Origin of the sequence: Acidovorax sp. WCS2018Noco2-16 (assembly GCF_031843945.1) — a bacterium.
GTDB lineage: Bacteria > Pseudomonadota > Gammaproteobacteria > Burkholderiales > Burkholderiaceae_C > Paracidovorax.
On record NZ_JAVTJJ010000012.1, the window covers coordinates 81,935 to 102,821 of the forward strand.

Annotated in this window: 24 protein-coding genes; 17 read left to right on the forward strand and 7 right to left on the reverse strand. The window is 64.0% G+C overall.

Annotated elements, in window-relative coordinates; genetic code table 11:
* Window positions 1–51: 51 nt before the first annotated feature.
* Complete coding sequence (locus RQI28_RS18090; RefSeq protein ID WP_311223759.1) at window positions 52–1,581, forward strand: PLP-dependent aminotransferase family protein; 1,530 nt, start codon at window positions 52–54, stop codon at window positions 1,579–1,581.
* 63 nt (window positions 1,582–1,644) lie between these two features.
* Here the strand turns inward: RQI28_RS18090 and rpmG are convergent, their stop codons facing one another.
* The 3 genes from rpmG to trxB form a co-directional block, all read right to left on the reverse strand.
* The gene (gene rpmG / locus RQI28_RS18095; RefSeq protein WP_311223758.1) at window positions 1,645–1,815 is read right to left on the reverse strand and encodes a 50S ribosomal protein L33; all 171 of its coding nucleotides are present in this window, start codon (window positions 1,813–1,815) and stop codon (window positions 1,645–1,647) included.
* A 15-nt stretch (window positions 1,816–1,830) separates the two neighbouring features.
* Window positions 1,831–2,064 carry a 50S ribosomal protein L28 gene (rpmB, locus tag RQI28_RS18100; protein WP_056667014.1) on the reverse strand — a complete coding sequence of 78 codons (234 nt, stop codon included), beginning with the start codon at window positions 2,062–2,064 and terminating at the stop codon, window positions 1,831–1,833.
* Window positions 2,065–2,247: 183 nt separating this feature from the next.
* The gene (gene trxB / locus RQI28_RS18105) at window positions 2,248–3,207 is read right to left on the reverse strand and encodes a thioredoxin-disulfide reductase (protein ID WP_311223757.1); all 960 of its coding nucleotides are present in this window, start codon (window positions 3,205–3,207) and stop codon (window positions 2,248–2,250) included.
* 225 nt (window positions 3,208–3,432) lie between these two features.
* On the opposite strand from trxB, the gene RQI28_RS18110 reads away from it, so the two are divergent.
* Both RQI28_RS18110 and lolA read left to right on the forward strand, forming a co-directional pair.
* Window positions 3,433–5,766, forward strand: a complete 2,334-nt coding sequence (locus RQI28_RS18110; protein ID WP_311223756.1) for a DNA translocase FtsK 4TM domain-containing protein — start codon at window positions 3,433–3,435, stop codon at window positions 5,764–5,766.
* 143 nt (window positions 5,767–5,909) lie between these two features.
* On the forward strand, window positions 5,910–6,524 hold the full coding sequence (gene lolA, locus RQI28_RS18115) for an outer membrane lipoprotein chaperone LolA (protein ID WP_311223832.1): 615 nt from the start codon (window positions 5,910–5,912) through the stop codon (window positions 6,522–6,524).
* A gap of 11 nt (window positions 6,525–6,535) precedes the next feature.
* Here the strand turns inward: lolA and RQI28_RS18120 are convergent, their stop codons facing one another.
* Window positions 6,536–6,901: a DUF1304 domain-containing protein gene (locus RQI28_RS18120; RefSeq protein WP_404976934.1), complete on the reverse strand. Its 366-nt coding sequence runs from the start codon at window positions 6,899–6,901 to the stop codon at window positions 6,536–6,538.
* Between the two features lie 118 nt (window positions 6,902–7,019).
* On the opposite strand from RQI28_RS18120, the gene RQI28_RS18125 reads away from it, so the two are divergent.
* The 6 genes from RQI28_RS18125 (at window position 7,020) to RQI28_RS18150 (ending at window position 12,757) form a co-directional block, all read left to right on the forward strand.
* A complete protein-coding gene (locus RQI28_RS18125) occupies window positions 7,020–8,354 on the forward strand; it encodes a replication-associated recombination protein A (RefSeq protein WP_311223755.1) in 1,335 nt (444 codons plus the stop codon).
* 282 nt (window positions 8,355–8,636) lie between these two features.
* Entirely contained in the window at window positions 8,637–9,566 is a 930-nt protein-coding gene (locus tag RQI28_RS18130) for a branched-chain amino acid ABC transporter permease (protein WP_311223754.1), read from the forward strand.
* Window positions 9,567–9,578: 12 nt separating this feature from the next.
* Window positions 9,579–10,655: an ABC transporter permease subunit gene (locus RQI28_RS18135; RefSeq protein ID WP_311223753.1), complete on the forward strand. Its 1,077-nt coding sequence runs from the start codon at window positions 9,579–9,581 to the stop codon at window positions 10,653–10,655.
* A 21-nt stretch (window positions 10,656–10,676) separates the two neighbouring features.
* A complete protein-coding gene (locus RQI28_RS18140; protein WP_311223752.1) occupies window positions 10,677–11,459 on the forward strand; it encodes an ABC transporter ATP-binding protein in 783 nt (260 codons plus the stop codon).
* 2 nt (window positions 11,460–11,461) lie between these two features.
* Window positions 11,462–12,190: an ABC transporter ATP-binding protein gene (locus RQI28_RS18145; RefSeq protein ID WP_311223751.1), complete on the forward strand. Its 729-nt coding sequence runs from the start codon at window positions 11,462–11,464 to the stop codon at window positions 12,188–12,190.
* Between the two features lie 204 nt (window positions 12,191–12,394).
* Window positions 12,395–12,757, forward strand: a complete 363-nt coding sequence (locus tag RQI28_RS18150) for a DMT family protein (protein ID WP_311223750.1) — start codon at window positions 12,395–12,397, stop codon at window positions 12,755–12,757.
* Window positions 12,758–12,833: 76 nt separating this feature from the next.
* Here the strand turns inward: RQI28_RS18150 and RQI28_RS18155 are convergent, their stop codons facing one another.
* Window positions 12,834–13,442 carry an outer membrane beta-barrel protein gene (locus RQI28_RS18155; RefSeq protein ID WP_311223749.1) on the reverse strand — a complete coding sequence of 203 codons (609 nt, stop codon included), beginning with the start codon at window positions 13,440–13,442 and terminating at the stop codon, window positions 12,834–12,836.
* Between the two features lie 260 nt (window positions 13,443–13,702).
* Between RQI28_RS18155 and RQI28_RS18160 the strand changes: the two genes are divergently transcribed.
* Window positions 13,703–14,350 (forward strand): DUF47 domain-containing protein, encoded by a 648-nt coding sequence (locus RQI28_RS18160; RefSeq protein WP_311223748.1) that lies wholly within the window; start codon window positions 13,703–13,705, stop codon window positions 14,348–14,350.
* A 28-nt stretch (window positions 14,351–14,378) separates the two neighbouring features.
* Window positions 14,379–15,389, forward strand: coding sequence for an inorganic phosphate transporter (locus tag RQI28_RS18165; RefSeq protein WP_311223747.1), 1,011 nt, complete (start codon window positions 14,379–14,381; stop codon window positions 15,387–15,389).
* 114 nt (window positions 15,390–15,503) lie between these two features.
* On the opposite strand, the gene RQI28_RS18170 is transcribed toward RQI28_RS18165, so the two are convergent.
* Together RQI28_RS18170 and RQI28_RS18175 are read right to left on the reverse strand one after the other, a co-directional pair.
* On the reverse strand, window positions 15,504–15,950 hold the full coding sequence (locus RQI28_RS18170; RefSeq protein ID WP_311223746.1) for an NINE protein: 447 nt from the start codon (window positions 15,948–15,950) through the stop codon (window positions 15,504–15,506).
* Window positions 15,947–16,501 carry an N-acetyltransferase family protein gene (locus RQI28_RS18175; protein ID WP_311223745.1) on the reverse strand — a complete coding sequence of 185 codons (555 nt, stop codon included), beginning with the start codon at window positions 16,499–16,501 and terminating at the stop codon, window positions 15,947–15,949. Before RQI28_RS18175 ends, RQI28_RS18170 begins: the two co-directional genes overlap by 4 nt.
* A 122-nt stretch (window positions 16,502–16,623) precedes the next feature.
* On the opposite strand from RQI28_RS18175, the gene rpsP reads away from it, so the two are divergent.
* The 6 genes from rpsP (at window position 16,624) to RQI28_RS18205 (ending at window position 20,817) form a co-directional block, all read left to right on the forward strand.
* A complete protein-coding gene (gene rpsP, locus RQI28_RS18180; RefSeq protein ID WP_311223744.1) occupies window positions 16,624–16,878 on the forward strand; it encodes a 30S ribosomal protein S16 in 255 nt (84 codons plus the stop codon).
* 104 nt (window positions 16,879–16,982) lie between these two features.
* Window positions 16,983–17,555: a ribosome maturation factor RimM gene (gene rimM / locus RQI28_RS18185; protein ID WP_311223743.1), complete on the forward strand. Its 573-nt coding sequence runs from the start codon at window positions 16,983–16,985 to the stop codon at window positions 17,553–17,555.
* Window positions 17,556–17,596: 41 nt separating this feature from the next.
* Window positions 17,597–18,379: a tRNA (guanosine(37)-N1)-methyltransferase TrmD gene (trmD, locus tag RQI28_RS18190; RefSeq protein WP_311223742.1), complete on the forward strand. Its 783-nt coding sequence runs from the start codon at window positions 17,597–17,599 to the stop codon at window positions 18,377–18,379.
* 121 nt (window positions 18,380–18,500) lie between these two features.
* Window positions 18,501–18,911 (forward strand): 50S ribosomal protein L19, encoded by a 411-nt coding sequence (gene rplS / locus RQI28_RS18195; protein WP_311223741.1) that lies wholly within the window; start codon window positions 18,501–18,503, stop codon window positions 18,909–18,911.
* A 133-nt stretch (window positions 18,912–19,044) separates the two neighbouring features.
* Entirely contained in the window at window positions 19,045–19,740 is a 696-nt protein-coding gene (locus RQI28_RS18200) for a CoA pyrophosphatase (RefSeq protein ID WP_404976935.1), read from the forward strand.
* Between the two features lie 75 nt (window positions 19,741–19,815).
* On the forward strand, window positions 19,816–20,817 hold the full coding sequence (locus tag RQI28_RS18205; protein ID WP_311223740.1) for a CobD/CbiB family protein: 1,002 nt from the start codon (window positions 19,816–19,818) through the stop codon (window positions 20,815–20,817).
* Window positions 20,818–20,887 lie beyond the last annotated feature (70 nt).

Sequence of the window (20,887 nt, forward strand, 5' to 3'; positions counted from 1 at the left end):
CAGCGGCTGGGGCATCATCATCTCGCCGCCGTTATGCCTGCGCTGAATTCCATGACTCTTCAATCCGTCGATTCCTTTCCGTCGGCCATCGCCGGTGAGGCGCCCCTGGCGCCACCCGCGAGCAAGGGGCCGCGCTATCGCCAGCTGGCGGCTCTTTACGAACAGGCCATTGCCGCCGGCAGCCTGGCGCCGGGCATGCGGCTGCCTTCCGTGCGCGAGCTGTGCCAGCGCCATGATGTCAGCCTGACCACGGCGCTGCAGGTGCTGCGGCATCTGGAGTCGCAGGGCTGCGTGGAAGCCCGCGAGCGGGTGGGCTACTTCGTGCGCAGTGCACACCGCACCGATTCCCTGCCTGCCGTGCGCGAGCCCGAGGTGCACGAACCGCTGCCACCAGACCCGCAAATCTTCGCGGGCATCAACGAGCGTATTTCGGTGTTTTTGGAGAAGGCTCGCCTGGCCGGGCCCGGCGTGCTCGACCTGGGCAGCGCCATGCCCGCGCCCAGCCTGTTCGATGCAGCGGCTCTGAACCGGCTTGCCACGCGGCTGCTGCGTGAACAGCCCGACGTGCTGGTCTATGGCCCCTCCGCGCCGACCACGCACCCCGAATTTCAACAGGCCATGTCGCGCCATGCGCTCAGCTTCGGCGTCAATCTGGCGCCAGAAGAAATCGGCGCGACGCACGGCAATTCGGAAGCGGTCAACCTAGCGCTGGATGCCGTTGCCAGCCCGGGGGACGTCATCGCGGTGGAATCCCCCACATTTTTTGGCATCCTGCAGGCCATTGAGGTGCGCGGTCTGCGGGCGCTGGAGATTCCGAGCAGTCCTCGCACCGGCATCTCGCTGGAGGCGCTGGAACTGGCTGCGCGCAACGAGCCGCGCCTCAAGGGCGTGGTGGTCGTGCCGCATCTGCAGATGCCGCTGGGTAGTGTCATGCCCGAGAGCCACAAGGAGCGACTGGTGGCGCTGTGTGTTGAATACGGCCTGGCGCTGATCGAGGACGACATCTACCGGGAATTCGTCGAGTCGCCCGCGCCCCAGCGGCCGGCCAAGGCGTGGGACCGGCCGGGCGACGCGGGCCAGGTGATCTATTGCGCATCGCTCAGCAAGAGTTTTGCGCCGGGCTTGCGGCAGGGCTGGATGAGTGCCGGCCGCTGGCACGCACGGGTGCAGATGATCAAGTTCGCCCGCACGCGCAACATGCAATCGTGGTCGCAGCTGTTGGCCGCGCGCAGCGTGGACTCGCCCGCGTATGAGCGTCACATGCGTCGCATGCGCGCCCAATTGCGCGAGCAGCGCGAAGCGGGCGCTCACGCCATCGCCCGCTACTTTCCACCAGGAACCCGGCTCAGCTTGCCGCCAGGCGGCATCAGCCTATGGATGGAACTGCCAGCGGGGCTGTCGACCAGCCGGCTCTACGACGACGCCCTGGCGCGCGGCATTCGCGTGGCACCTGGCTCAATGTTCTCCAACACGGGGCGCTATGAACACTTTTTGCGCATGAGCTGCGGCATGCCCTTCACCCCACGGGTCGAGGCCGGCTACCGCACGCTGGGTGAGTTGCTGGCTGCGCAGCAACGATAAAAAAATAGCGCGCATAAAAAAACCGCCCAGTGGGCGGTTTCTTCTTGCAAGGTGCGAGGCTGATTACTTCAGCTTCAATTCCTTGTACTCGACGTGCTTGCGAGCCTTGGGATCAAATTTCATGATCAGCATCTTCTCGGGCATCGTCTTCTTGTTCTTGGTCGTGGTATAGAAGTGGCCGGTACCCGCAGTGGATTCCAGCTTGATCTTGTCGCGTCCGCCTTTGGTTGCCATGGTCGGTCTCCTGTATTAAGCCTGGCCGCGTGCACGCAGATCTGCGAGCACAGCGTCGATACCGTTCTTGTCGATCAAGCGCAGACCGGCGTTGGAAATGCGCAGACGCACCCAGCGGTTTTCGCTCTCCACCCAGAAACGGCGGTATTGCAGGTTCGGCAGGAACCGGCGCTTGGTCTTGTTGTTGGCGTGGGAAACATTGTTCCCGACCATGGGGCCTTTGCCCGTGACTTCACATACGCGTGCCATGAGGACACTCCGATATATTTTCAACGGCCGGTTTGCGGGGGCCCTGCAGTCAAGACTGCGGGGCGTGCATCACGGCCTCACCTCGCCAGAAGGGGTGGCGGTAACCCGATTGCTTTTCAGTCGCAGCGCTCATGAGATGAGCGCATTGAAATCAGCAAAGCCGCGGATTATAGCCCGAGAGCGTCAGATCACGCCATCTTGCTCAAGGAAGCGCTGCGCATCCAGCGCCGCCATGCAGCCGGTGCCGGCGCTGGTGATGGCCTGGCGATAGACATGGTCCTGCACGTCGCCCGCAGCAAAAACGCCCGGCACGCTGGTCTGCGTGGCAAAGCCCTTGAGGCCGCCCTGCGTGACGATGTAGCCGTTTTCCATGGTCAGCTGGCCGTTGAAGATCTCGGTATTGGGCGCATGGCCAATGGCGATGAAGCAGCCCTGCAGCGCGATGTCTTGCGTGCTGCCGTCCACCGTGCTCTTGACGCGGATGCCTGTCACGCCGGTGGCGTCGCCCAGCACCTCGTCGAGTGTGTGGAAGGTCTTGAGTTCGATCTTGCCGGCCGCGACTTTCTCGTTGAGCTTGTCCACCAGGATCGGCTCGGCCTTGAAGCGATCGCGTCGATGCACCAGCGTGACCTTGCGGGCGATGTTCGACAGGTACAGCGCTTCTTCGACAGCGGTGTTTCCGCCGCCCACCACGCACACGTCCTGCTCGCGGTAGAAAAAACCGTCGCAGGTGGCGCAGCCAGACACGCCCTTGCCCATGAACGCTTCTTCCGATGGCAGGCCCAGGTATTTGGCCGATGCGCCGGTGGCGATGATGAGCGAGTCGCAGGTGTAGGTGCCGCTGTCGCCGGTCAGGGTGAAAGGCCGCTTGCTGAAGTCCACGGTGTGGATGTGGTCGAACACGATCTGCGTCTTGAAGCGTTCGGCATGTTCCAGAAACCGCTGCATCAGCTCGGGGCCCTGCACGCCGTTCACGTCGGCAGGCCAGTTATCTACCTCAGTCGTGGTCATCAGCTGGCCGCCCTGGGCGATGCCGGTGATCAGCACCGGGTTCAGGTTGGCGCGCGCGGCATAGACGGCAGCGGTGTAGCCGGCCGGGCCGGAGCCGAGAATCATGACTTTGGCGTGTTGGGAGTTCGACATGGCAGCAATGAATAGTGAAGGGGCGCCCAGCTGGAATAGCTGTCCGCGCACGGTTGCAGATGGGGTGATGACCGGCGAGTATCAACCCGCCCCGCATCGCAGGGGCCGGCTGTTTCTCAATCGCGCCGATTGTAAGAACCCATGGTCTTCTGGCAGCTGCCGGGCGCAATCGGCGGTGCGCGGGAATTGCCTGGAGCATGGGGTAAGCTCGGCCGCGCATTCTCTATGACCTATTCCCTCAATACCCTCAACGCTTCGTCTGCAAAGTCCGCTCCCCGTACCGGAGCGGCGCGCTTTGGCCATGAAATTGGCCTGGTGCTGGGCCTGCTGGCCCTGGTTTTCTGGCTGCTTGCGCTGGCCAGCTATTCGGGGCAGGACGCGGCCTGGTCCACCTCCGGGGCGAATGACGGCCGTGTCATGGGCAACTGGGCGGGCCGCTTCGGCGCGTGGCTGGCGGACTGCAGTTACTTCGCGCTCGGCTTTTCCGTATGGTGGTGCGTGGCGGCAGGTGTGCGCGCCTGGCTGTCATCGCTGGCCCGGTGGATGGGTGGGGGCGAGTCGGGCGGTGACGGTGCGCGCGGCCCTTGGGTGCGGCGCCTGCTGTTCTGGGGCGGCCTGGCGATCTTGCTGTGCGCGAGCACCGGGCTGGAGTGGTCGCGTCTGTATCGCTTTGAAGGCCTGTTGCCCGGCAAGGCCGGCGGCGTACTGGGTCACGCGATCGGGCCGATGGGCGTGAAGTGGCTGGGCTTTACCGGGTCTGGCCTGCTAGGCGTGATGCTGGTGGTGCTGGGCGCGGCGCTGGTGTTCCGCTTTTCTTGGGGGCACTTGGCAGAGCGCCTGGGTGGGCGCATCGACGCCATGGTGCAGTTGGGGCGCGCCAAGCGCGAGAAGGCGCGAGACGTGGCCGTGGGCAAGCGGGCGGCACGCGAGCGCGAAGAGGTGCTCCAGGAAGGGCGCCACGACATCGAAGAACACCACCCGCAGCCGGTTCAGATCATCGAGCCCGTGTTCAACGATGTGCAGCAAAGCACCCGGGTGGTGAAAGAGCGCCAGAAGCCGTTGTTCACCGAAATGCCCGACAGCAAGCTGCCACTGGTGGACTTGTTGGACGGCCCGCTGCAGCGCCAGGAAACCGTGGCGCCCGAGACGCTGGAGATGACCAGCCGTCTCATCGAGAAAAAGCTCAAGGACTTCGGCGTGGAGGTGCGCGTGGTGGCCGCCATGCCCGGCCCGGTGATCACGCGCTATGAGATCGAGCCTGCCACGGGCGTGAAGGGCTCGCAGATCGTGGGCCTGGCCAAGGACTTGGCACGCTCGCTGTCGCTGGTGTCCATCCGCGTGGTTGAGACGATTCCGGGCAAGAATTTCATGGCGCTGGAGTTGCCTAACGCCAAGCGCCAGTCGATTCGCCTGTCAGAGATTCTGGGCTCGCAGGTCTACCACGAGGCCAAGAGCATGCTCACCATGGGCTTGGGGAAAGACATCGTGGGCAACCCGGTGGTGGCCGACCTGGGCAAGATGCCGCATGTGCTGGTGGCCGGTACCACGGGCTCGGGCAAGTCGGTGGGGATCAACGCGATGATCCTGTCGCTGCTCTACAAGGCCGAGGCGCGCGACGTGCGCCTGTTGATGATCGACCCCAAGATGCTGGAAATGTCGGTCTACGAAGGCATTCCGCACCTGCTGGCGCCCGTGGTCACCGACATGAAGCAGGCGGCGCACGGCCTGAACTGGTGCGTGGCCGAGATGGAGCGCCGCTACAAGCTGATGTCCAAGCTGGGCGTGCGTAACCTGGCAGGCTACAACGTCAAGATCGACGAGGCCAAGGCGCGCGAAGAGTTCATCTACAACCCGTTCAGCCTGACGCCCGAAGAGCCCGAGCCGCTGCAGCGCCTGCCGCACATCGTGGTCATCATCGACGAGCTGGCCGACCTGATGATGGTGGTGGGCAAGAAGATCGAAGAGCTGATCGCCCGCCTGGCGCAGAAGGCGCGCGCGGCCGGCATCCACCTTATTTTGGCGACCCAGCGCCCCAGCGTGGATGTGATCACCGGCCTGATCAAGGCCAACATTCCCACCCGCATTGCGTTCTCGGTGGGCTCCAAGATCGACAGCCGCACCATCCTGGACCAGATGGGCGCCGAAGCGTTGCTCGGCATGGGCGACATGCTCTACATGGCCAGCGGCACGGGCCTGCCGATTCGCGTGCACGGCGCTTTCGTGTCCGATGAAGAAGTGCACCGCGTGGTGAACTACCTCAAGAGCCAAGGCGAGCCCGACTACATCGAGGGCGTGCTGGAAGGCGGCACGGTCGATGGCGAAGACGGGCCGCTGGGCGACGGCGATGCTGGCGGCGAAAAAGACCCCATGTACGACCAGGCGGTGGAGGTGGTGCTGAAGGACCGCAAGGCCAGCATCTCGTATGTGCAGCGCAAGCTGCGCATTGGCTACAACCGATCCGCGCGCCTGCTGGAAGACATGGAAAAAGCCGGCCTGGTGAGCGCGCTGACGACCAGCGGTCAGCGCGAGGTGCTGGTGCCGCACCGGGGCGGCGAGTAGGGCGGTGGCAATCCGGCTGGCCTAGCCTTTTGCAAGGCGCACCGGGCCCGCCACCCGCCTGGCGACTTGAATGGCCCGCCCGGCGCCCCACTTGAAGCTATACGCCGTTCGTTCGAGGAGATTCCGTGAAACAGTGGATTGCTATGTTTTTAATAGCTGCTGGCGCCCAGTCTGCAAGCGCTGACGGCCTGAAAAGCCTTGAATCGTTCATGCGTGGCGCGCAGTCCGGCCGGGCCGACTTCACGCAGACAGTCACCTCACCGCCCAAGGACGGGCAGGCTCCGCGCGTGAAGACGTCCACGGGCACCTTTGAATTTCAGCGCCCCGGGCGGTTCAAGTTCGCTTACAAGAAGCCGTTCGAGCAGACCATCGTGGCCGACGGCAAGACGCTGTGGCTGTATGACGCGGATCTGAACCAGGTCACCCAGCGTGCGCAGGACCAGGCTCTGGGCTCCACGCCTGCCGCGTTGCTAGCCTCTGCCCCCGACTTGAAGGCCCTGCAGAAAGACTTCGCGCTGGAGGCCGCGCCTGAGCAGGACAACCTGCAGTGGGTGGTCGCCACGCCCAAGGCAGCCGATGGGCAGTTGAAGAGCGTGCGTGTGGGTTTTCAGGGTGACAACCTGGCCGCGCTGGACATTCTCGACAGCTTTGGCCAGCGCTCGCAGATCCGGTTCGCGTCCATGCAGGCCAACGCAGCGCTGCCCGCATCCACCTTCCAGTTCAAGGCGCCGGCGGGCGCCGATGTGGTCAAGCAGTAAAAGCGCTGGCGCTACTTCGCCATGGCCACCAGCAGCAGCGCGACGGTGGCCGGCACCGCTTGAATGAACAAAATCTTGCGGCTGGCCGTCAGGGCGCCAAAAACGCCGGCCACCAGAACGCACAGCAGGAAGAAGACCTGTACCTGCCGGCCGAAGTCGTCGCCCAGCCACAAGCCCCACAGCAGCCCGGCCGCCAGAAAACCGTTGTAGATCCCCTGGTTCGCACCCAGTACCTTGGTGGCGGTGGCCTTTTCCTGGCTCATGCCGAAGGCGCGCAGACCGGCGGGCTTGTCCCACAGGAATACCTCCAATACCAAGATATAGATGTGGAGCAGGCCGATCAGCGCAACAACGATGGTGGCGGCAGTGGACAGCATGGAGCCTCCTGGGCAGTAAAGGGCTGGCAGCATAGCGGGTCAGCGCTGCGCCGCTCTGTCGCCCGCGTGCGGTGATGCCGCGGTACCACGCCCGACCGATCGATTCCTTCCTCGCAACATGAACGCCAGAACCTCCGCTTCCTCCGCAGCGCCTGCCCATCAGCCCTTGGCCGAACGCTTGCGCCCGCACACGCTGGGCGAGGTCATCGGCCAGCAGCATGTGCTGGGGCCGGGCATGCCGCTGCGCCTGGCATTCGAATCAGGTCGGCCGCACAGCTGCATCCTCTGGGGGCCACCGGGCGTGGGCAAGACCACCATCGCTCGGCTGATGGCCGATGCGTTCGACGCGCAGTTCATCAGCATCAGCGCGGTGCTGGGTGGTGTGAAGGACATCCGCGAGGCGGTAGAGCGGGCCGAATCCGCCCGCGACGGGCTGATGCAGCAGCGCACCATCGTCTTCGTGGACGAGGTGCACCGCTTCAACAAAAGCCAGCAGGACGCCTTCTTGCCGCACGTCGAATCGGGGCTGTTTACTTTCATCGGCGCCACCACCGAGAACCCGTCGTTCGAAGTGAACTCAGCGCTGCTGTCGCGGGCGGCGGTCTATGTGCTGCAGCCCTTGTCTGTTGACGATTTGAAGCAAATTGTGGCTCTAGCGCAAGCGGATAAAGCGCTTCCAGCTATCGAAGATGTAGCAATAGACCGTTTGGTGGCTTATGCCGACGGCGACGCCCGGCGCCTGCTCAACACGCTGGAAACCTTGGCCATGGCCGCCGCGCAAGAGGGCATGGAGGCCATTGCCGACGACTGGGTGCTCAAGGTGCTGGGCGAGCGCATGCGCCGCTACGACAAGGGCGGCGAGCAGTTCTACGACACCATCAGCGCACTGCACAAGTCGGTGCGCGGCTCTGACCCGGACGCCGCGCTCTACTGGTTCGTGCGCATGCTCGACGGCGGCGCCGACCCACGCTACATGGCGCGGCGCCTGGTGCGTATGGCCAGCGAAGATATCGGCCTGGCCGACCCGCGCGCCCTGCGCCTTGCGCTGGACGCGGCCGAGGTGTACGAGCGTCTGGGCACGCCCGAGGGCGAGCTGGCGCTGGCCGAATGCGTGATCTACCTGGCGGTGGCGCCCAAGTCCAACGCCGTCTACAAGGCCTACAACGCGGTTCGCGCCCACATCAAGAAAGAGGGCACCCAGCCTGTGCCCATGCATTTGCGCAATGCTCCGACCAAGCTGATGAAACAGCTCGATTACGGGAAGGGCTACCGATACGCGCACGACGAGGAAGGCGGCTTTGCAGCGGGGGAGACCTACTTGCCCGATGGGATGGAGCCTCCCAATTTCTATCAGCCTGTGGCGCGCGGTCTGGAGATCAAGATCGCGCAAAAGATGGACGAATTGCGCGCCCGTAACGACGCAATGGCCCCACCCGAGGGCGGCAGCGACTGAATCCGGTTGCAGCGCTGCCCATGCATAAGTCCGGCCTCGGCTGCTGGGTGTGTCATCAGAATTGCTAATGACTCAATCGCGCCGCTGATGGCTCGCGTTTTCAAGGGAAAACCCCGGCCGGCGCGGCGCCGAGCGCGGGAAGCAACTGGCTACAATCCCGCCACCTAAACCCGCACAGCATTTGTCCTGGCGGGTTTTTTGCTAGATGGCAGTTGGCCCACAAGGCTGCACCAAAGTCGGTGCCTGCATGTTGGGTGCGTCACAAACGAAGGACCTTTTCTTATGGATATCTTGCTGCAACAGATCATCAATGGTCTGGTACTCGGCAGCATGTACGCATTGATAGCCCTGGGCTATACGATGGTGTACGGCATCATTCAGCTGATCAATTTCGCCCACGGCGAGGTGCTCATGATCGGCGCTCTCACGAGTTGGAGTTGTATCGGCCTCATGCAAGGGGCCATGCCCGGCGCGCCTGGCTGGGTCATCCTGCTGCTCGCCACGATCATTGCCTGCATTGTGGCGGCCGCACTCAACTTCGTGATCGAAAAGGTGGCCTACAGGCCGCTGCGTAGCAGCCCCCGGCTGGCCCCGCTCATCACCGCCATCGGCATGTCCATCTTGCTGCAAACGCTGGCGATGATCATCTGGAAGCCCAACTACAAGCCGTATCCCACGCTGCTGCCTGCCGCACCGTTCAACGTCGGCGGCGCGGTGATCACCTCCACGCAGATCCTGATCCTGGGCGTGACGGTGGTGGCCCTGGCCTCGCTGATGTACCTGGTGAACTACACCAAGCTGGGCCGCGCGATGCGTGCCACCGCAGAGAATCCGCGCGTTGCCTCGCTGATGGGCGTCAAGCCCGACATGGTGATTTCTGCCACCTTCATCATCGGCGCGGTGCTGGCGGCCATCGCCGGCATCATGTATGCGTCCAACTACGGTACGGCCCAGCACACCATGGGCTTTTTGCCGGGTCTGAAGGCCTTCACGGCGGCTGTGTTTGGCGGCATCGGCAACCTGGCCGGCGCCGTGGTGGGCGGCATCCTGCTGGGGCTGATCGAAGCCATCGGCTCGGGATACATCGGCACCCTGACGGGCGGCCTGCTGGGCAGCCATTACACCGACATCTTCGCGTTCATCGTGCTGATCATCATCCTCACCCTGCGCCCATCGGGCCTGCTGGGCGAGCGTGTGGCAGACCGCGCCTAAAGGACTTCCACCATGAAGAACACCAAAGTCCAATGGATTCTTGGCGCCCTCGCGCTGCTGATCCTGCCGCTGATCCTGCAATCGTTCGGCAACGCCTGGGTGCGTATCGCCGACCTGGCCCTGCTCTACGTGCTGCTGGCTCTTGGCCTGAACATCGTCGTCGGCTATGCCGGCCTGCTCGACCTGGGTTACGTGGCTTTCTATGCCGTGGGGGCGTACCTCTTCGCCTTGATGGCATCGCCGCATCTGTCCGACACCTTCGCCGGCTTTGCCGCGATGTTCCCGAACGGGCTGCACACTTCGCTCTGGATCGTCATACCGCTCGCGGCGCTGGTCGCCGCGATATTCGGGGCGGTGCTGGGTGCGCCGACTCTCAAGCTGCGCGGTGACTACCTGGCCATCGTCACGCTGGGCTTTGGCGAAATCATCCGCATCTTCCTGAACAACCTGGACCACCCCGTCAACCTGACCAACGGCCCCAAGGGCATCGGCCAGATCGATTCGGTCAAGATCTTCGGCCTGGACCTGGGCAAGCGCCTGGAGCTGTTCGGCTTCGACATCAATTCCGTCACGCTGTACTACTACCTGTTCCTGTTGCTGGTCGTCGTCAGCGTGGTCATCTGCTATCGCCTGCAAGACTCGCGCATCGGGCGTGCCTGGATGGCCATTCGTGAAGACGAAATCGCCGCCAAGGCCATGGGCATCAACACCCGCAACATGAAGCTGCTGGCCTTCGGCATGGGCGCTTCGTTCGGCGGCGTGGCGGGTAGCATGTTCGGCGCGTTCCAAGGCTTTGTCTCGCCCGAATCGTTCAGCCTGATGGAGTCGGTCATGATCGTCGCCATGGTGGTGCTGGGCGGTATCGGCCACATCCCGGGCGTGATCCTGGGTGCTGTGCTGCTGTCGGCCCTGCCCGAAGTGCTGCGCTACGTGGCGGGCCCGCTACAGTCCATGACGGACGGGCGGCTCGACTCGGCCATCCTGCGCCAGCTGCTCATCGCACTGGCCATGATCATCATCATGCTGCTGCGCCCCCGTGGCCTCTGGCCCGCGCCTGAACATGGCAAGAGCCTGACGCAGAAGATCTGAGAACACCACGGAAAGTTAGCAATGGCAGAAAATTCCAACGATGTGGTGCTGAAGGTCGCCGGCATTTCCAAGCGCTTCGGCGGGCTGCAAGCCCTGTCCGACGTAGGCATCACCATCCAGCGCGGTCAGGTCTACGGCCTGATCGGCCCGAACGGCGCCGGCAAGACCACCTTCTTCAACGTGATTACCGGGCTGTACACGCCTGACAGCGGCAGCTTCGCGCTGGCTGGCAAGCCCTATGAACCCACGGCGGTGCATGAAGTGGCCAAGGCGGGCATTGCCCGCACGTTCCAGAACATTCGGCTCTTTGCCGACATGACGGCGCTGGAGAACGTGATGGTCGGCCGCCACATTCGCACCCAGTCGGGCCTGCTGGGCGCGGTCTTTCGTACCAAAAAGTTCAAGCAGGAAGAGCTGGAAATCCGCGCCCGTTCGCAAGAGCTGCTGGACTATGTCGGCATCGGCAAGTTCGCCGACTACAAGGCGCGCACGCTGAGCTACGGCGATCAGCGTCGCCTGGAAATCGCACGCGCCCTGGCCACCGACCCTCAGCTCATCGCGCTGGATGAACCCGCCGCCGGCATGAACGCCACCGAGAAGGTACAGCTGCGCGAGCTGATCGACCGCATCCGCCGCGACAACCGCACCATCTTGCTGATCGAACACGACGTGAAGCTGGTGATGGGCCTGTGCGACCGTGTGACCGTGCTCGACTATGGCAAGCAGATTGCCGAAGGCCACCCGGCCGATGTGCAGAAGAACGAAAAAGTGATCGAGGCCTATCTGGGCACCGGAGGACATTGAGCATGGTGGCGAAATCGAACAACGTATTGCTGGCCATCAAGGGGCTGAAGGTTGCTTATGGCGGCATCCAGGCCGTCAAGGGTGTGGACTTTGAGGTGCGCGAAGGCGAGCTGGTCTCGCTGATCGGCTCCAACGGTGCCGGCAAGACCACCACCATGAAGGCGATTACCGGCACGCTGCCTTTTGCCGATGGCGACATCGAATACCTGGGCCAGAGCATCAAGGGCCAGGGCGCCTGGGATCTGGTCAAGAAGGGGTTGGTCATGGTGCCGGAAGGCCGAGGCGTGTTTGCGCGCATGACCATCACCGAAAACCTGCTGATGGGCGCCTACATTCGCAACGACAAGGCCGGCATCGCCGCGGACGTCGAGAAGATGTTCAACATCTTCCCGCGCCTGCGCGAACGCAAGGACCAACTGGCCGGCACCATGTCCGGCGGCGAACAGCAGATGCTGGCCATGGGCCGCGCGCTGATGAGCCAGCCCAAGGTGCTGCTGCTGGACGAGCCCTCCATGGGTCTGTCGCCCATCATGGTCGACAAGATTTTCGAGGTGGTGCGCGATGTGTATGCGCTGGGCGTGACCATCTTGCTGGTCGAGCAGAACGCCAGCCGCGCGTTGGCGATTGCCGACCGGGGTTACGTGATGGAGTCGGGCCTGATCGGCATGACTGGCGCTGGCCAGGACCTGCTGAGCGATCCGCGCGTACGTGCCGCTTACCTGGGCGAGTAAAGGTCCGGCAATCGAACTCGGCCCCATCGCGGCCGGGCATGGCAGCAAAGGCACCTTTCGGGGTGCCTTTGTCGTTTTTGTGCCTGAAGTGGCTGGCGCCACTGTAGGCGGATTGCGCTATGTTTTTATGAGCGCCATGCGCCCGGTGCAAAAGCGCTAGAGTGCGATTTCGCTTCAACTCGCGGCGCATCCGCCCGTCCCCTCATGACCGCCCTGCAGTCCCTGCCGATTCCGTTGCAGACCATCCTGTTGCTGGTCGCCAGCAACGTTTTCATGACCTTCGCGTGGTACGGCCACCTGAAGAATCTGGCGACCTCGCCCTGGTACATCGCCGCAGCGGTCAGCTGGGGCATCGCGCTGTTCGAATATGCGCTGCAGGTACCGGCCAACCGCATCGGCCACACCATGTTCAGCGTGGGTCAGCTCAAGATCATGCAGGAAGTGATCACGCTCACGGTGTTCGTGCCGTTCGCGGTGTTCTACATGAATGAGCCGCTCAAACTCGACTATTTGTGGGCCGGGCTGTGCCTGGTCGGTGCGGTGTATTTCATCTTTCGCAGCGCCTGATGCCTGGCGTTGGAAGATAGATACCAAATGCGGCAGGCAGAGGCGGTTGTCATGCCGCCCCGCCTGCCCCTCAACGTCAGAAGCGGTATTGCACACCCACCGACGTCAGGTCCACATCGTTGCGGCCGTCGGCGAAGTGGAAGCGGTGGCGCTCCCATTCCAGCACGGCGGACCACTGCGGCGTGAAGTTCCATCGCACGCCCAGGCCGTATGACAGGCCAAACCCATCGTCTTTGCCCGTGGCCACGTCAAAGCCTTGAAAGCCGTTGGTGCGCGTGCGGCCGTAGGTCGTGCCAACCTTGCCGAACACGTCGAACTGCTCGCTCAGCGGTGCGCGGCCGATCAGGCTCAGGTTCACGCCCTGGGCCTTGGTCCGGCCCCCGATCCGGTCGGCCGAACCCATGTTCAGGTAGCCGATTTCAACGCCCAGGTTGGGGTGGAAGTACCCACCCGTGTAGATCTTGAAACTCGTGTCGTTGTCGTCGAAGCCGAAGCCGCCAGTGCCGCTGCGCAGGTCGTATTTCGACTGGCCGACGTTCAGGCCGACGTAGCCTTCCGTCGTACCGGGAAGATACGAGCGCTGGGTGGGCGTACCCGCACTGGTGGTGCGCATCTGGGCGTGCGCGGTGCCTGCGACGCAGGCGATGGCGACGAGGCACGGTATGAGGCGAAGCGAGGCTTTCATGGTGGAGATCCTGGTGGAGAAAATGGCGAGAGGGGCAGGCCGCGATTGCGTCCCATCGATGTGGATGAGCGCGCACGCCCCAATTTAGCGCTCCCCTCCGTGTGTGGGGTGTGGGCACCAGCGGCGCCGGGCTGTAGTCCCGGGATGACAGCGGGTGCGGCAGGTACACTGCCGCCTTTCGCCGGTATCGTCACGAAAGTGTCACGGCGGCGTCATGTTTTCGGTGGCTTTCAAGCCCCCCGATCTGCTCAGGAGTCCGCATGTTGTTTGGAAAGCTGTTGCCCCGCGAGGGCAATTTTTTCGAGATGTTCAATCAGCATGCGGATCGCATCGTGGAGGCGGCGCGCGCCTTCTCCCAACTGGTTGCCAACTACAACGACCCGCACCTGCGCGACAAGTACAACCAGGATGTGGACAACGCCGAACGCGCGGCCGACCGTGTGACGCACGAGGTCAACCGCACGCTGCACAAGACCTTCATCACGCCCATTGACCGCGAGCAGATCCACTCGCTGATCAACACGATGGACGACGTGGCAGACCTGATTCAGGATTCGGCGGAAACCATGGCGCTGTACGACGTGCGGCACATGACCGAAGAGATCACGCGCCTGACCGACATCAGCCTGAAATGCTGCGAGCGCGTGCGTGACGCCGTCAAGCTGCTCGACAAGATCGCCGATCCCGCCGTGGCCGAAGCGGCCCTCAAGACCTGCGAAGAGATCGACAAACTTGAATCCGATGCCGACCGCGTGATGCGAGCCGCCATGAGCAAGCTCTTTCGCGAAGAGCCCGATGTGCGCGAGGTGATCAAGCTCAAGGCCATCTACGAGCTGCTGGAAACCATCACCGACAAGTGCGAAGACGTCGCCAACCACATCGAGGGCATCATCCTCGAGAACTCTTAAGGCGCAGCGGCTCCGCTTTCAAGTCACCATGGAAACCGTACAAACCGCCCTCTGGGTCGTGATGCTGCTCGTCGCGCTGGCCATTCTGTTCGACTTCATGAACGGGTTCCACGACGCGGCCAACTCCATCGCCACCGTCGTGTCCACCGGCGTGCTCAAGCCCGGGCAGGCCGTGGTATTCGCCGCTTTCTTCAACTTCATCGCCATCTTCGTTTTCCACCTCAGCGTGGCGGCCACCATCGGCAAGGGCATCGTGCAGCCGGGCGTGGTCGACACGCACGTGATCTTCGGTGCGCTTGTGGGCGCCATCAGCTGGAACCTGATCACCTGGTATTACGGCATTCCCAGCAGCTCGTCGCATGCGCTCATTGGCGGCATCGTGGGCGCGGTGATCGCCAAGGCCGGCGCCAGCGCGCTGATATCCAGCGGCATCATGAAGACGGTGGCATTCATCTTCGTGTCGCCGCTGCTGGGCTTTTTGCTCGGCTCACTGATGATGGTGGCCGTGGCGTGGATCTTTCGCCGCGCGCGGCCGGGCCGGGTGGACAAGTGGTTTCGCCGCCTGCAGCTGGTGTCGGCCGGGGCGTACAGCCTGGGCCACGGCGGCAACGATGCGCAAAAGACTATCGGCATCATCTGGCTGTTGCTGATTGCCACCGGCTACGCGTCAGCTGGCGATGCAGCTCCGCCGACCTGGACCATCATTGCCTGCTATGCGGCCATCGGCTTGGGCACGATGTTCGGTGGCTGGCGCATCGTCAAGACCATGGGCCAGAAGATCACCAAGCTCAAGCCCGTGGGCGGCTTCTGCGCGGAAACCGGCGGCGCGATGACGCTGTTCGTCGCAACGGCAATGGGCATTCCGGTGTCCACCACCCACACCATCACCGGCGCCATTGTCGGCGTGGGCTCCACGCAGCGCGCAAGTGCCGTGCGCTGGGGCGTGGCGGGCAACATCGTCTGGGCCTGGGTGCTGACCATTCCGGCCAGCGCATTCGTCGCGGCCATCGCCTACTGGGTCAGCCTGCACATCTTCTAAGTGATCGCCCTGGCAGGTGTCAGGATGGTCGTTTGCTATTGTTTTAATAGCTATCAGCGCTTGATGGATAAGCGCTAGAGGCCTAAAACACCATGATTGAGGGCGGGCGGCGCACTATTGTGAAATTTTGCGCGCTTCCTCGATCTGGTATTCGAAATACCGCTGAAAGCTGAAGGCCAGGCTGGCCATCAGCACCGCCGTGCCCACCAGCAGTGACAGCGCGATGGCGAAGATGGTGAACCAGTTCGTGCGGCCCGGTGCGGCATCTGGCTCCGCGGACGGATTGAAGCGGGCGTTCCACTTTTCCGGCGTCATCAGGCCGTACAGAATGCCGCGCAGCGCGCAGCCCGCGATCGTGAAGCCCAGCAGCGGAATGAGCATCCAGCTGATGTGATCGTCCTGCCCCATCGCCTGCACCCGCTGAATGCCATAGACCCCCAGCGCAGTGGGAACGGGCAGCAGCCAACCCAGCCAATCGCCCAGGCCGTGCAGGTAAAAACGGTGTAGCCCCAGCGGCCCGCCCACAAAGGCCAGCCAGGCGGCGACGGATTTGTTCTTCATGCGGCTGCGGCGCCGGCTGCTGCATCGACAGGTTCGGGCGGCGTGGTGTCGCCTTCGCCCAGGGTCTTTTCCATCAAGACCACGTCGCGCCAGGCGCCGAACTTCCAGCCCACCGAGCGCATCACGCCGATGTCGGTAAAGCCCGCAGAACGGTGCACGCCCACCGAGCCCCCATTGGCCGAATCGCCGATCACTGCCAGCAGCTTGCGCACGCCGGCGCTTTCGGCCGCATCGCACAACGCCGCCAGCAGCTTGCGGCCCAGCCCCATGCCGCGTGCGGCATCGGCCACGTAGATCGAGTCTTCCGCCGAAAAGCGATAGGCCGGGCGTGGCTTGAACCAGTTGCAGTACGCGAAGCCGAGCACCTGGCCGCCCTGCTCGGCCACCAGATAGGGCAGGCCGCGCGCCAGCACGTCGGCGCGCCGCGCGCTCATGTCGGCTTCGGTGGGCGGAGTGGTCTCGAAAGTGCCCGTGCCGTGCAGCACGTGGTGGGCATAAATGGCTGTAATGGCAACGATGTCTTCGTCGCGGCTCAATCGGATAAGAGGCATGGGCAGGAACTGGATATAATCGCGGACTTTGCAGCGTGTCGCTGGCCGGGTGGCCATGTCGCGTGTCTCAAACGCAGCAAAATTTCAGCAGCGTTACGCTGCGACCACCCGAAGGATTCATTATGGTCGTGATTCGGCTCTCCCGCGGAGGCTCCAAAGGCCGTCCGTTTTTCAACATCGTCGTTGCCGACAAGCGCGTGCGACGCGACGGCCGCTTCATCGAACGCCTGGGTTTCTACAATCCCACGGCCAAGGAAAGCGAAGAAGGCCTGCGCATCGCTCAGGACCGCCTGACGTATTGGAAGAGCGTGGGTGCCCAGGCATCCCCTACCGTGGATCGCCTGATCAAGCAAGCTGCTTCCAAGCAAGCTGCCTGATCGATCTGCACTCCTGTAAAAGGGGCGGGCTCCGTTGGTTCTGCTGACGGGTCCCGCCCTTTTTCTTTGTGCTCCGTCATTCATCTAATTTCAGTGGTCTAGCCATGCCCCAGTTGCCCGTTCTTGAAGCTGCAGAACTGCCCGCCGACGCGGTCGAGGTCGGGCGCATTGCCGATGCGTGGGGCGTGAAGGGTTGGTTCAAGGTCATGCCCTACAGCGCTTCGCCCGAGGCGCTTCTGTCGGCCAAGCGCTGGTATTTGCAGCCTGCCGAAAAGGGCGCCAAGAGTTTCTTCACCAGCACGGTGGTGTTGGCCGTGCGCCAGGCGCGTGAGCATTCCGACTCGGTGGTGGCCATGGCGGACGGCGTGGCCGATCGCGATGCGGCCGAGGCCCTGCGTGGTGCGCGCATCTTCGTGCCGCGCTCGGGCTTTCCTGTGGCGGCCGAGGACGAGTTCTACTGGGTCGATTTGATCGGCCTGGACGTGGTCAATCGCGAAGGCGTGGCGCTGGGCGCCGTGCGCGAGTTGCTGGCCACCGGCCCGCAGACCACCCTGGTGCTGGCCTACGAACATGAAGGCAAGACGCTGGAGCGCATGATCCCGTTCGTGTCGGCCTTCATCGACAAGGTGGAGTTGCCCGAGCGGCGCATCACCGTCGACTGGCAACCCGATTACTGAGATGGCTCTGCCGGCGGCATGGCCGCCGGCGTGCACAGTCCATGCGTTTTGACATCATCACCCTGTTTCCCGAACTGTTCGCGCCCTTCCTGGTGAGCGGCGTGACGCGGCGTGCCTACGCCAGCGGCCAGGTCGACGTGCGGCTGTGGAATCCGCGCGACTACGCCGAGGGCAATTACCGGCGCATCGACGACCGCTCCTTCGGCGGCGGCCCGGGCATGGTGATGATGGCCGAGCCTTTGGCGCGCTGCCTGGTCGCCATTCGCGCTGAGCACGCAGCCGCTTCGGCCGATGGCTCGGCTGCTGCGGCGGTGCCGTTGGTGCTGTTCTCGCCCATCGGCCGCGCTTTGAATCATGCGGGCGTGGCTGACTGGGCCGCCGGGCCTGGCGCCATCTTGTTGTGCGGGCGCTATGAGGGGATCGATCAGCGCTTCATCGATGCGCATGTCGATGTGCAGCTCAGTCTGGGCGACTTCGTGCTGTCTGGTGGCGAGATTCCCGCGATGGCGCTGATCGACGCGGTCGCGCGCCTGCAGCCCGGCGTGCTGGGCGACGAGGGAAGTCACCAACTGGACAGCTTCAACCCCGCGCTCGACGGCCTGCTCGACTGCCCGCACTACACCCGCCCCGAAGAGTGGGCCGGTCGCTCAGTGCCCACGCCTTTGATGTCGGGCCACCATGCGCAGATCGAGCGTTGGCGCCGCGATCAGCGCCTGGCGCTCACCGCGCGCCACCGCCCCGACCTCATCGACAACGCACGCCAACAAGGCCTGCTGAGCCACGCCGATGAAGCAGTTGTCGCGCAGCAGGTTGGCTTGCTATAATCGCGGGCTCTTTCGATCCTCTGGCCGGCCGCTGCGCAACCGCAACGTTCCTGCAGCCTTTAGGCGCCAATCGTGGCGCCCCTGCCAATCCTGGCGCGGACATGATCGCAGGTGAATCAACATGAATCTGATCCAGACTCTCGAGCAGGAAGAAATTGCCCGCTTGAACAAGACCATTCCCGTATTCGCCCCCGGTGACACCGTCATCGTGAGCGTGAACGTGGTCGAAGGTACCCGCAAGCGGGTGCAGGCTTACGAAGGCGTCGTGATCGCCAAGCGCAACCGTGGCCTCAACAGCGGCTTCACCGTGCGCAAGATCTCCAGCGGTGAAGGCGTGGAACGTACGTTCCAGACCTACAGCCCGCTGATCGCCGGTATTGAAGTCAAGCGCCGTGGCGACGTGCGCCGTGCCAAGCTGTACTACCTGCGTGACCGTAGTGGCAAGTCGGCTCGTATCAAGGAAAAGCTGCCTTCGCGCGTCAACAAGCAAGCGGCTGCTGCAGCAGCAGCAGCGCCGGCAACGGCCGCCTGATCGGCCCTGGGGCTGCAAGGCCCTTCGCCAGTGATTGGCCTTCAGCCGCTACCGCGCAAGCCGTAGCGGCTTTTTGTTGGATGCTCAACACGTGACCTTGCCGCCTTCCACTCCGCTGCCGCCCGTCGTGTCCGTGTCGTCCGTCATTCCGCCGGCGGCCCGGCTGCCAACGTTCGATCCGCGCACCGTGCCGGTTGTCGGCACCGACGCGCACCTGCCCGCCGTGCCGCTGGCAGCGCAGACGCCTGCCGCGCTGCGCCAGCGTTTCGCCCAGTCGCCCGTGTGGACGCCTGAAGTGGTGCTGGAGCGGCCATTCACCGACCGGGCACCCTCGCACGCCGCCGTGCTCGTGCCCATCGTGCTGCGCGATCGTCCCACGGTGTTGTTGACCGAACGCACCGTGCACCTGTCCCAGCATTCGGGCCAAGTGGCGTTTCCGGGTGGGCGGGCCGACCCGGAAGATGCAGACGCTGCTGCCACCGCGTTGCGCGAGGCGTGGGAAGAGGTGGGGCTGGAAGCCCGCTTTGTAGAAGTGCTGGGCGCGCTGCCGACCTATGTGACCGGCAGCGCCTTCATCATCACGCCTGTCGTGGCGCTGGTGCAGCCCGACTGCGTGCTGAAGCCCAACCCGTACGAGGTGGCCGACGTCTTCGAGGTGCCGCTCGACTTCCTGCTCGACCCGGCGCATCACCAGCGCCACCGGCTCGAATGGGAGGGCGCGCAGCGCGAATGGTTCGCCATGCCTTACACCGACGGCGCCAAAGAGCGCTACATCTGGGGCGCAACCGCCGGCATGCTGCGCAACTTCTATCGGTTTCTGATCGCGTAGTGCGCGGCTGCCCGGGCGAGACGCATGCGCTGCGGGGTGCTGCCCTGGCCCCCTGCCTCGCTATCATTGCTCCCCATGAGTTTCTTCGCCATCTTGTTCGCGCTGCTCATCGAGCAGGCCCGCCCGCTGGCCCGAACCAACACCATCCACGCCGGCGTGCGCGCCTGGGCGCTGTCGGTGCGTCGCAACTTCGACGCTGGCGGCGTGCGCCATGGCTGGGTGGCCTGGGGCCTGGCGGTGCTGGTGCCCACGCTGGTGGCGCTGGCTGTGCATTGGGCGCTGATGCGATGGGTGGGCTGGCCGGTGGCCATGCTCTGGAACGTGGCGGTGCTGTACGTCACGCTGGGCTTTCGGCAGTTCAGCCACCATTTCACCGGTATTCGCGATGCGCTGGAAGAGGGCGACGAGAGCCGCGCGCGCACGCAACTGGCCGCCTGGCAGCAGGTGGATGCGCGGGATCTGCCGCGCAGCGAGATCGTGCGCCACGTCATCGAATACTCCGTCATCGCGGCCCACCGCCATGTGTTCGGCGTGCTCGGCTGGTTCTCGGTACTGGCCGCGCTGGGCCTGGGGCCTGCGGGCGCCGTGCTCTATCGGCTGGCGGAATTCGTGTCGCGCCACTGGGGCGAGCGCTCAATCGTTGTGAGCGCCCATCCACCCAGCCCGGCGTTGCAAGGTGCAGCCGCACGGGCCTGGATGGTCATCGATTGGCTGCCGGCCCGCATGACGGCGCTGAGCTTTGCGGCCGTGGGCAGCTTTGAAGAGGCCATCGAAGGCTGGCGGTTTCACGCGCAGCGTTTTCCCAACGACAACGATGGCGTGGTGCTGGCCGCCACCGCCGGTGCGATCAACGTGCGCCTGGGCGGCGAGGCACTGCGCGCGCGCATCGACCCGCAGGTCGCAGTGGTCGACTTCGCGGCAGCCGACGCCGCAGAGGCCGATGCCGATAGCGACAGCACCCCCGGCCGGGCCCCAGAGATTGGCCACCTGCGCAGCGTGGTGGGCTTGGTCTGGCGGTCGGTGGTGGTCTGGATGCTGCTGCTGGCACTTCTGACCCTGGCGCGCCTGCTTGGCTAGGTTATAGCCATATTGCTATAATAATCATAGCTGCTTGCGCTTGGTGGATAAGCGCGAGAGCCTGATTTGA

Bases quoted from the DNA above. Each gene is read 5' to 3' on its own strand.
- RQI28_RS18090 (WP_311223759.1), top strand. From the start codon at position 52: ATGACTCTTCAATCCGTCGATTCCTTTCCGTCGGCCATCGCCGGTGAG.
- rpmG (WP_311223758.1), bottom strand. From the start codon at position 1,815: ATGGCAACCAAAGGCGGACGCGACAAGATCAAGCTGGAATCCACTGCG.
- rpmB (WP_056667014.1), bottom strand. From the start codon at position 2,064: ATGGCACGCGTATGTGAAGTCACGGGCAAAGGCCCCATGGTCGGGAAC.
- trxB (WP_311223757.1), bottom strand. From the start codon at position 3,207: ATGTCGAACTCCCAACACGCCAAAGTCATGATTCTCGGCTCCGGCCCG.
- RQI28_RS18110 (WP_311223756.1), top strand. From the start codon at position 3,433: ATGACCTATTCCCTCAATACCCTCAACGCTTCGTCTGCAAAGTCCGCT.
- lolA (WP_311223832.1), top strand. From the start codon at position 5,910: ATGTTTTTAATAGCTGCTGGCGCCCAGTCTGCAAGCGCTGACGGCCTG.
- RQI28_RS18120 (WP_404976934.1), bottom strand. From the start codon at position 6,901: ATGCTGTCCACTGCCGCCACCATCGTTGTTGCGCTGATCGGCCTGCTC.
- RQI28_RS18125 (WP_311223755.1), top strand. From the start codon at position 7,020: ATGAACGCCAGAACCTCCGCTTCCTCCGCAGCGCCTGCCCATCAGCCC.
- RQI28_RS18130 (WP_311223754.1), top strand. From the start codon at position 8,637: ATGGATATCTTGCTGCAACAGATCATCAATGGTCTGGTACTCGGCAGC.
- RQI28_RS18135 (WP_311223753.1), top strand. From the start codon at position 9,579: ATGAAGAACACCAAAGTCCAATGGATTCTTGGCGCCCTCGCGCTGCTG.
- RQI28_RS18140 (WP_311223752.1), top strand. From the start codon at position 10,677: ATGGCAGAAAATTCCAACGATGTGGTGCTGAAGGTCGCCGGCATTTCC.
- RQI28_RS18145 (WP_311223751.1), top strand. From the start codon at position 11,462: ATGGTGGCGAAATCGAACAACGTATTGCTGGCCATCAAGGGGCTGAAG.
- RQI28_RS18150 (WP_311223750.1), top strand. From the start codon at position 12,395: ATGACCGCCCTGCAGTCCCTGCCGATTCCGTTGCAGACCATCCTGTTG.
- RQI28_RS18155 (WP_311223749.1), bottom strand. From the start codon at position 13,442: ATGAAAGCCTCGCTTCGCCTCATACCGTGCCTCGTCGCCATCGCCTGC.
- RQI28_RS18160 (WP_311223748.1), top strand. From the start codon at position 13,703: ATGTTGTTTGGAAAGCTGTTGCCCCGCGAGGGCAATTTTTTCGAGATG.
- RQI28_RS18165 (WP_311223747.1), top strand. From the start codon at position 14,379: ATGGAAACCGTACAAACCGCCCTCTGGGTCGTGATGCTGCTCGTCGCG.
- RQI28_RS18170 (WP_311223746.1), bottom strand. From the start codon at position 15,950: ATGAAGAACAAATCCGTCGCCGCCTGGCTGGCCTTTGTGGGCGGGCCG.
- RQI28_RS18175 (WP_311223745.1), bottom strand. From the start codon at position 16,501: ATGCCTCTTATCCGATTGAGCCGCGACGAAGACATCGTTGCCATTACA.
- rpsP (WP_311223744.1), top strand. From the start codon at position 16,624: ATGGTCGTGATTCGGCTCTCCCGCGGAGGCTCCAAAGGCCGTCCGTTT.
- rimM (WP_311223743.1), top strand. From the start codon at position 16,983: ATGCCCCAGTTGCCCGTTCTTGAAGCTGCAGAACTGCCCGCCGACGCG.
- trmD (WP_311223742.1), top strand. From the start codon at position 17,597: ATGCGTTTTGACATCATCACCCTGTTTCCCGAACTGTTCGCGCCCTTC.
- rplS (WP_311223741.1), top strand. From the start codon at position 18,501: ATGAATCTGATCCAGACTCTCGAGCAGGAAGAAATTGCCCGCTTGAAC.
- RQI28_RS18205 (WP_311223740.1), top strand. From the start codon at position 19,816: ATGAGTTTCTTCGCCATCTTGTTCGCGCTGCTCATCGAGCAGGCCCGC.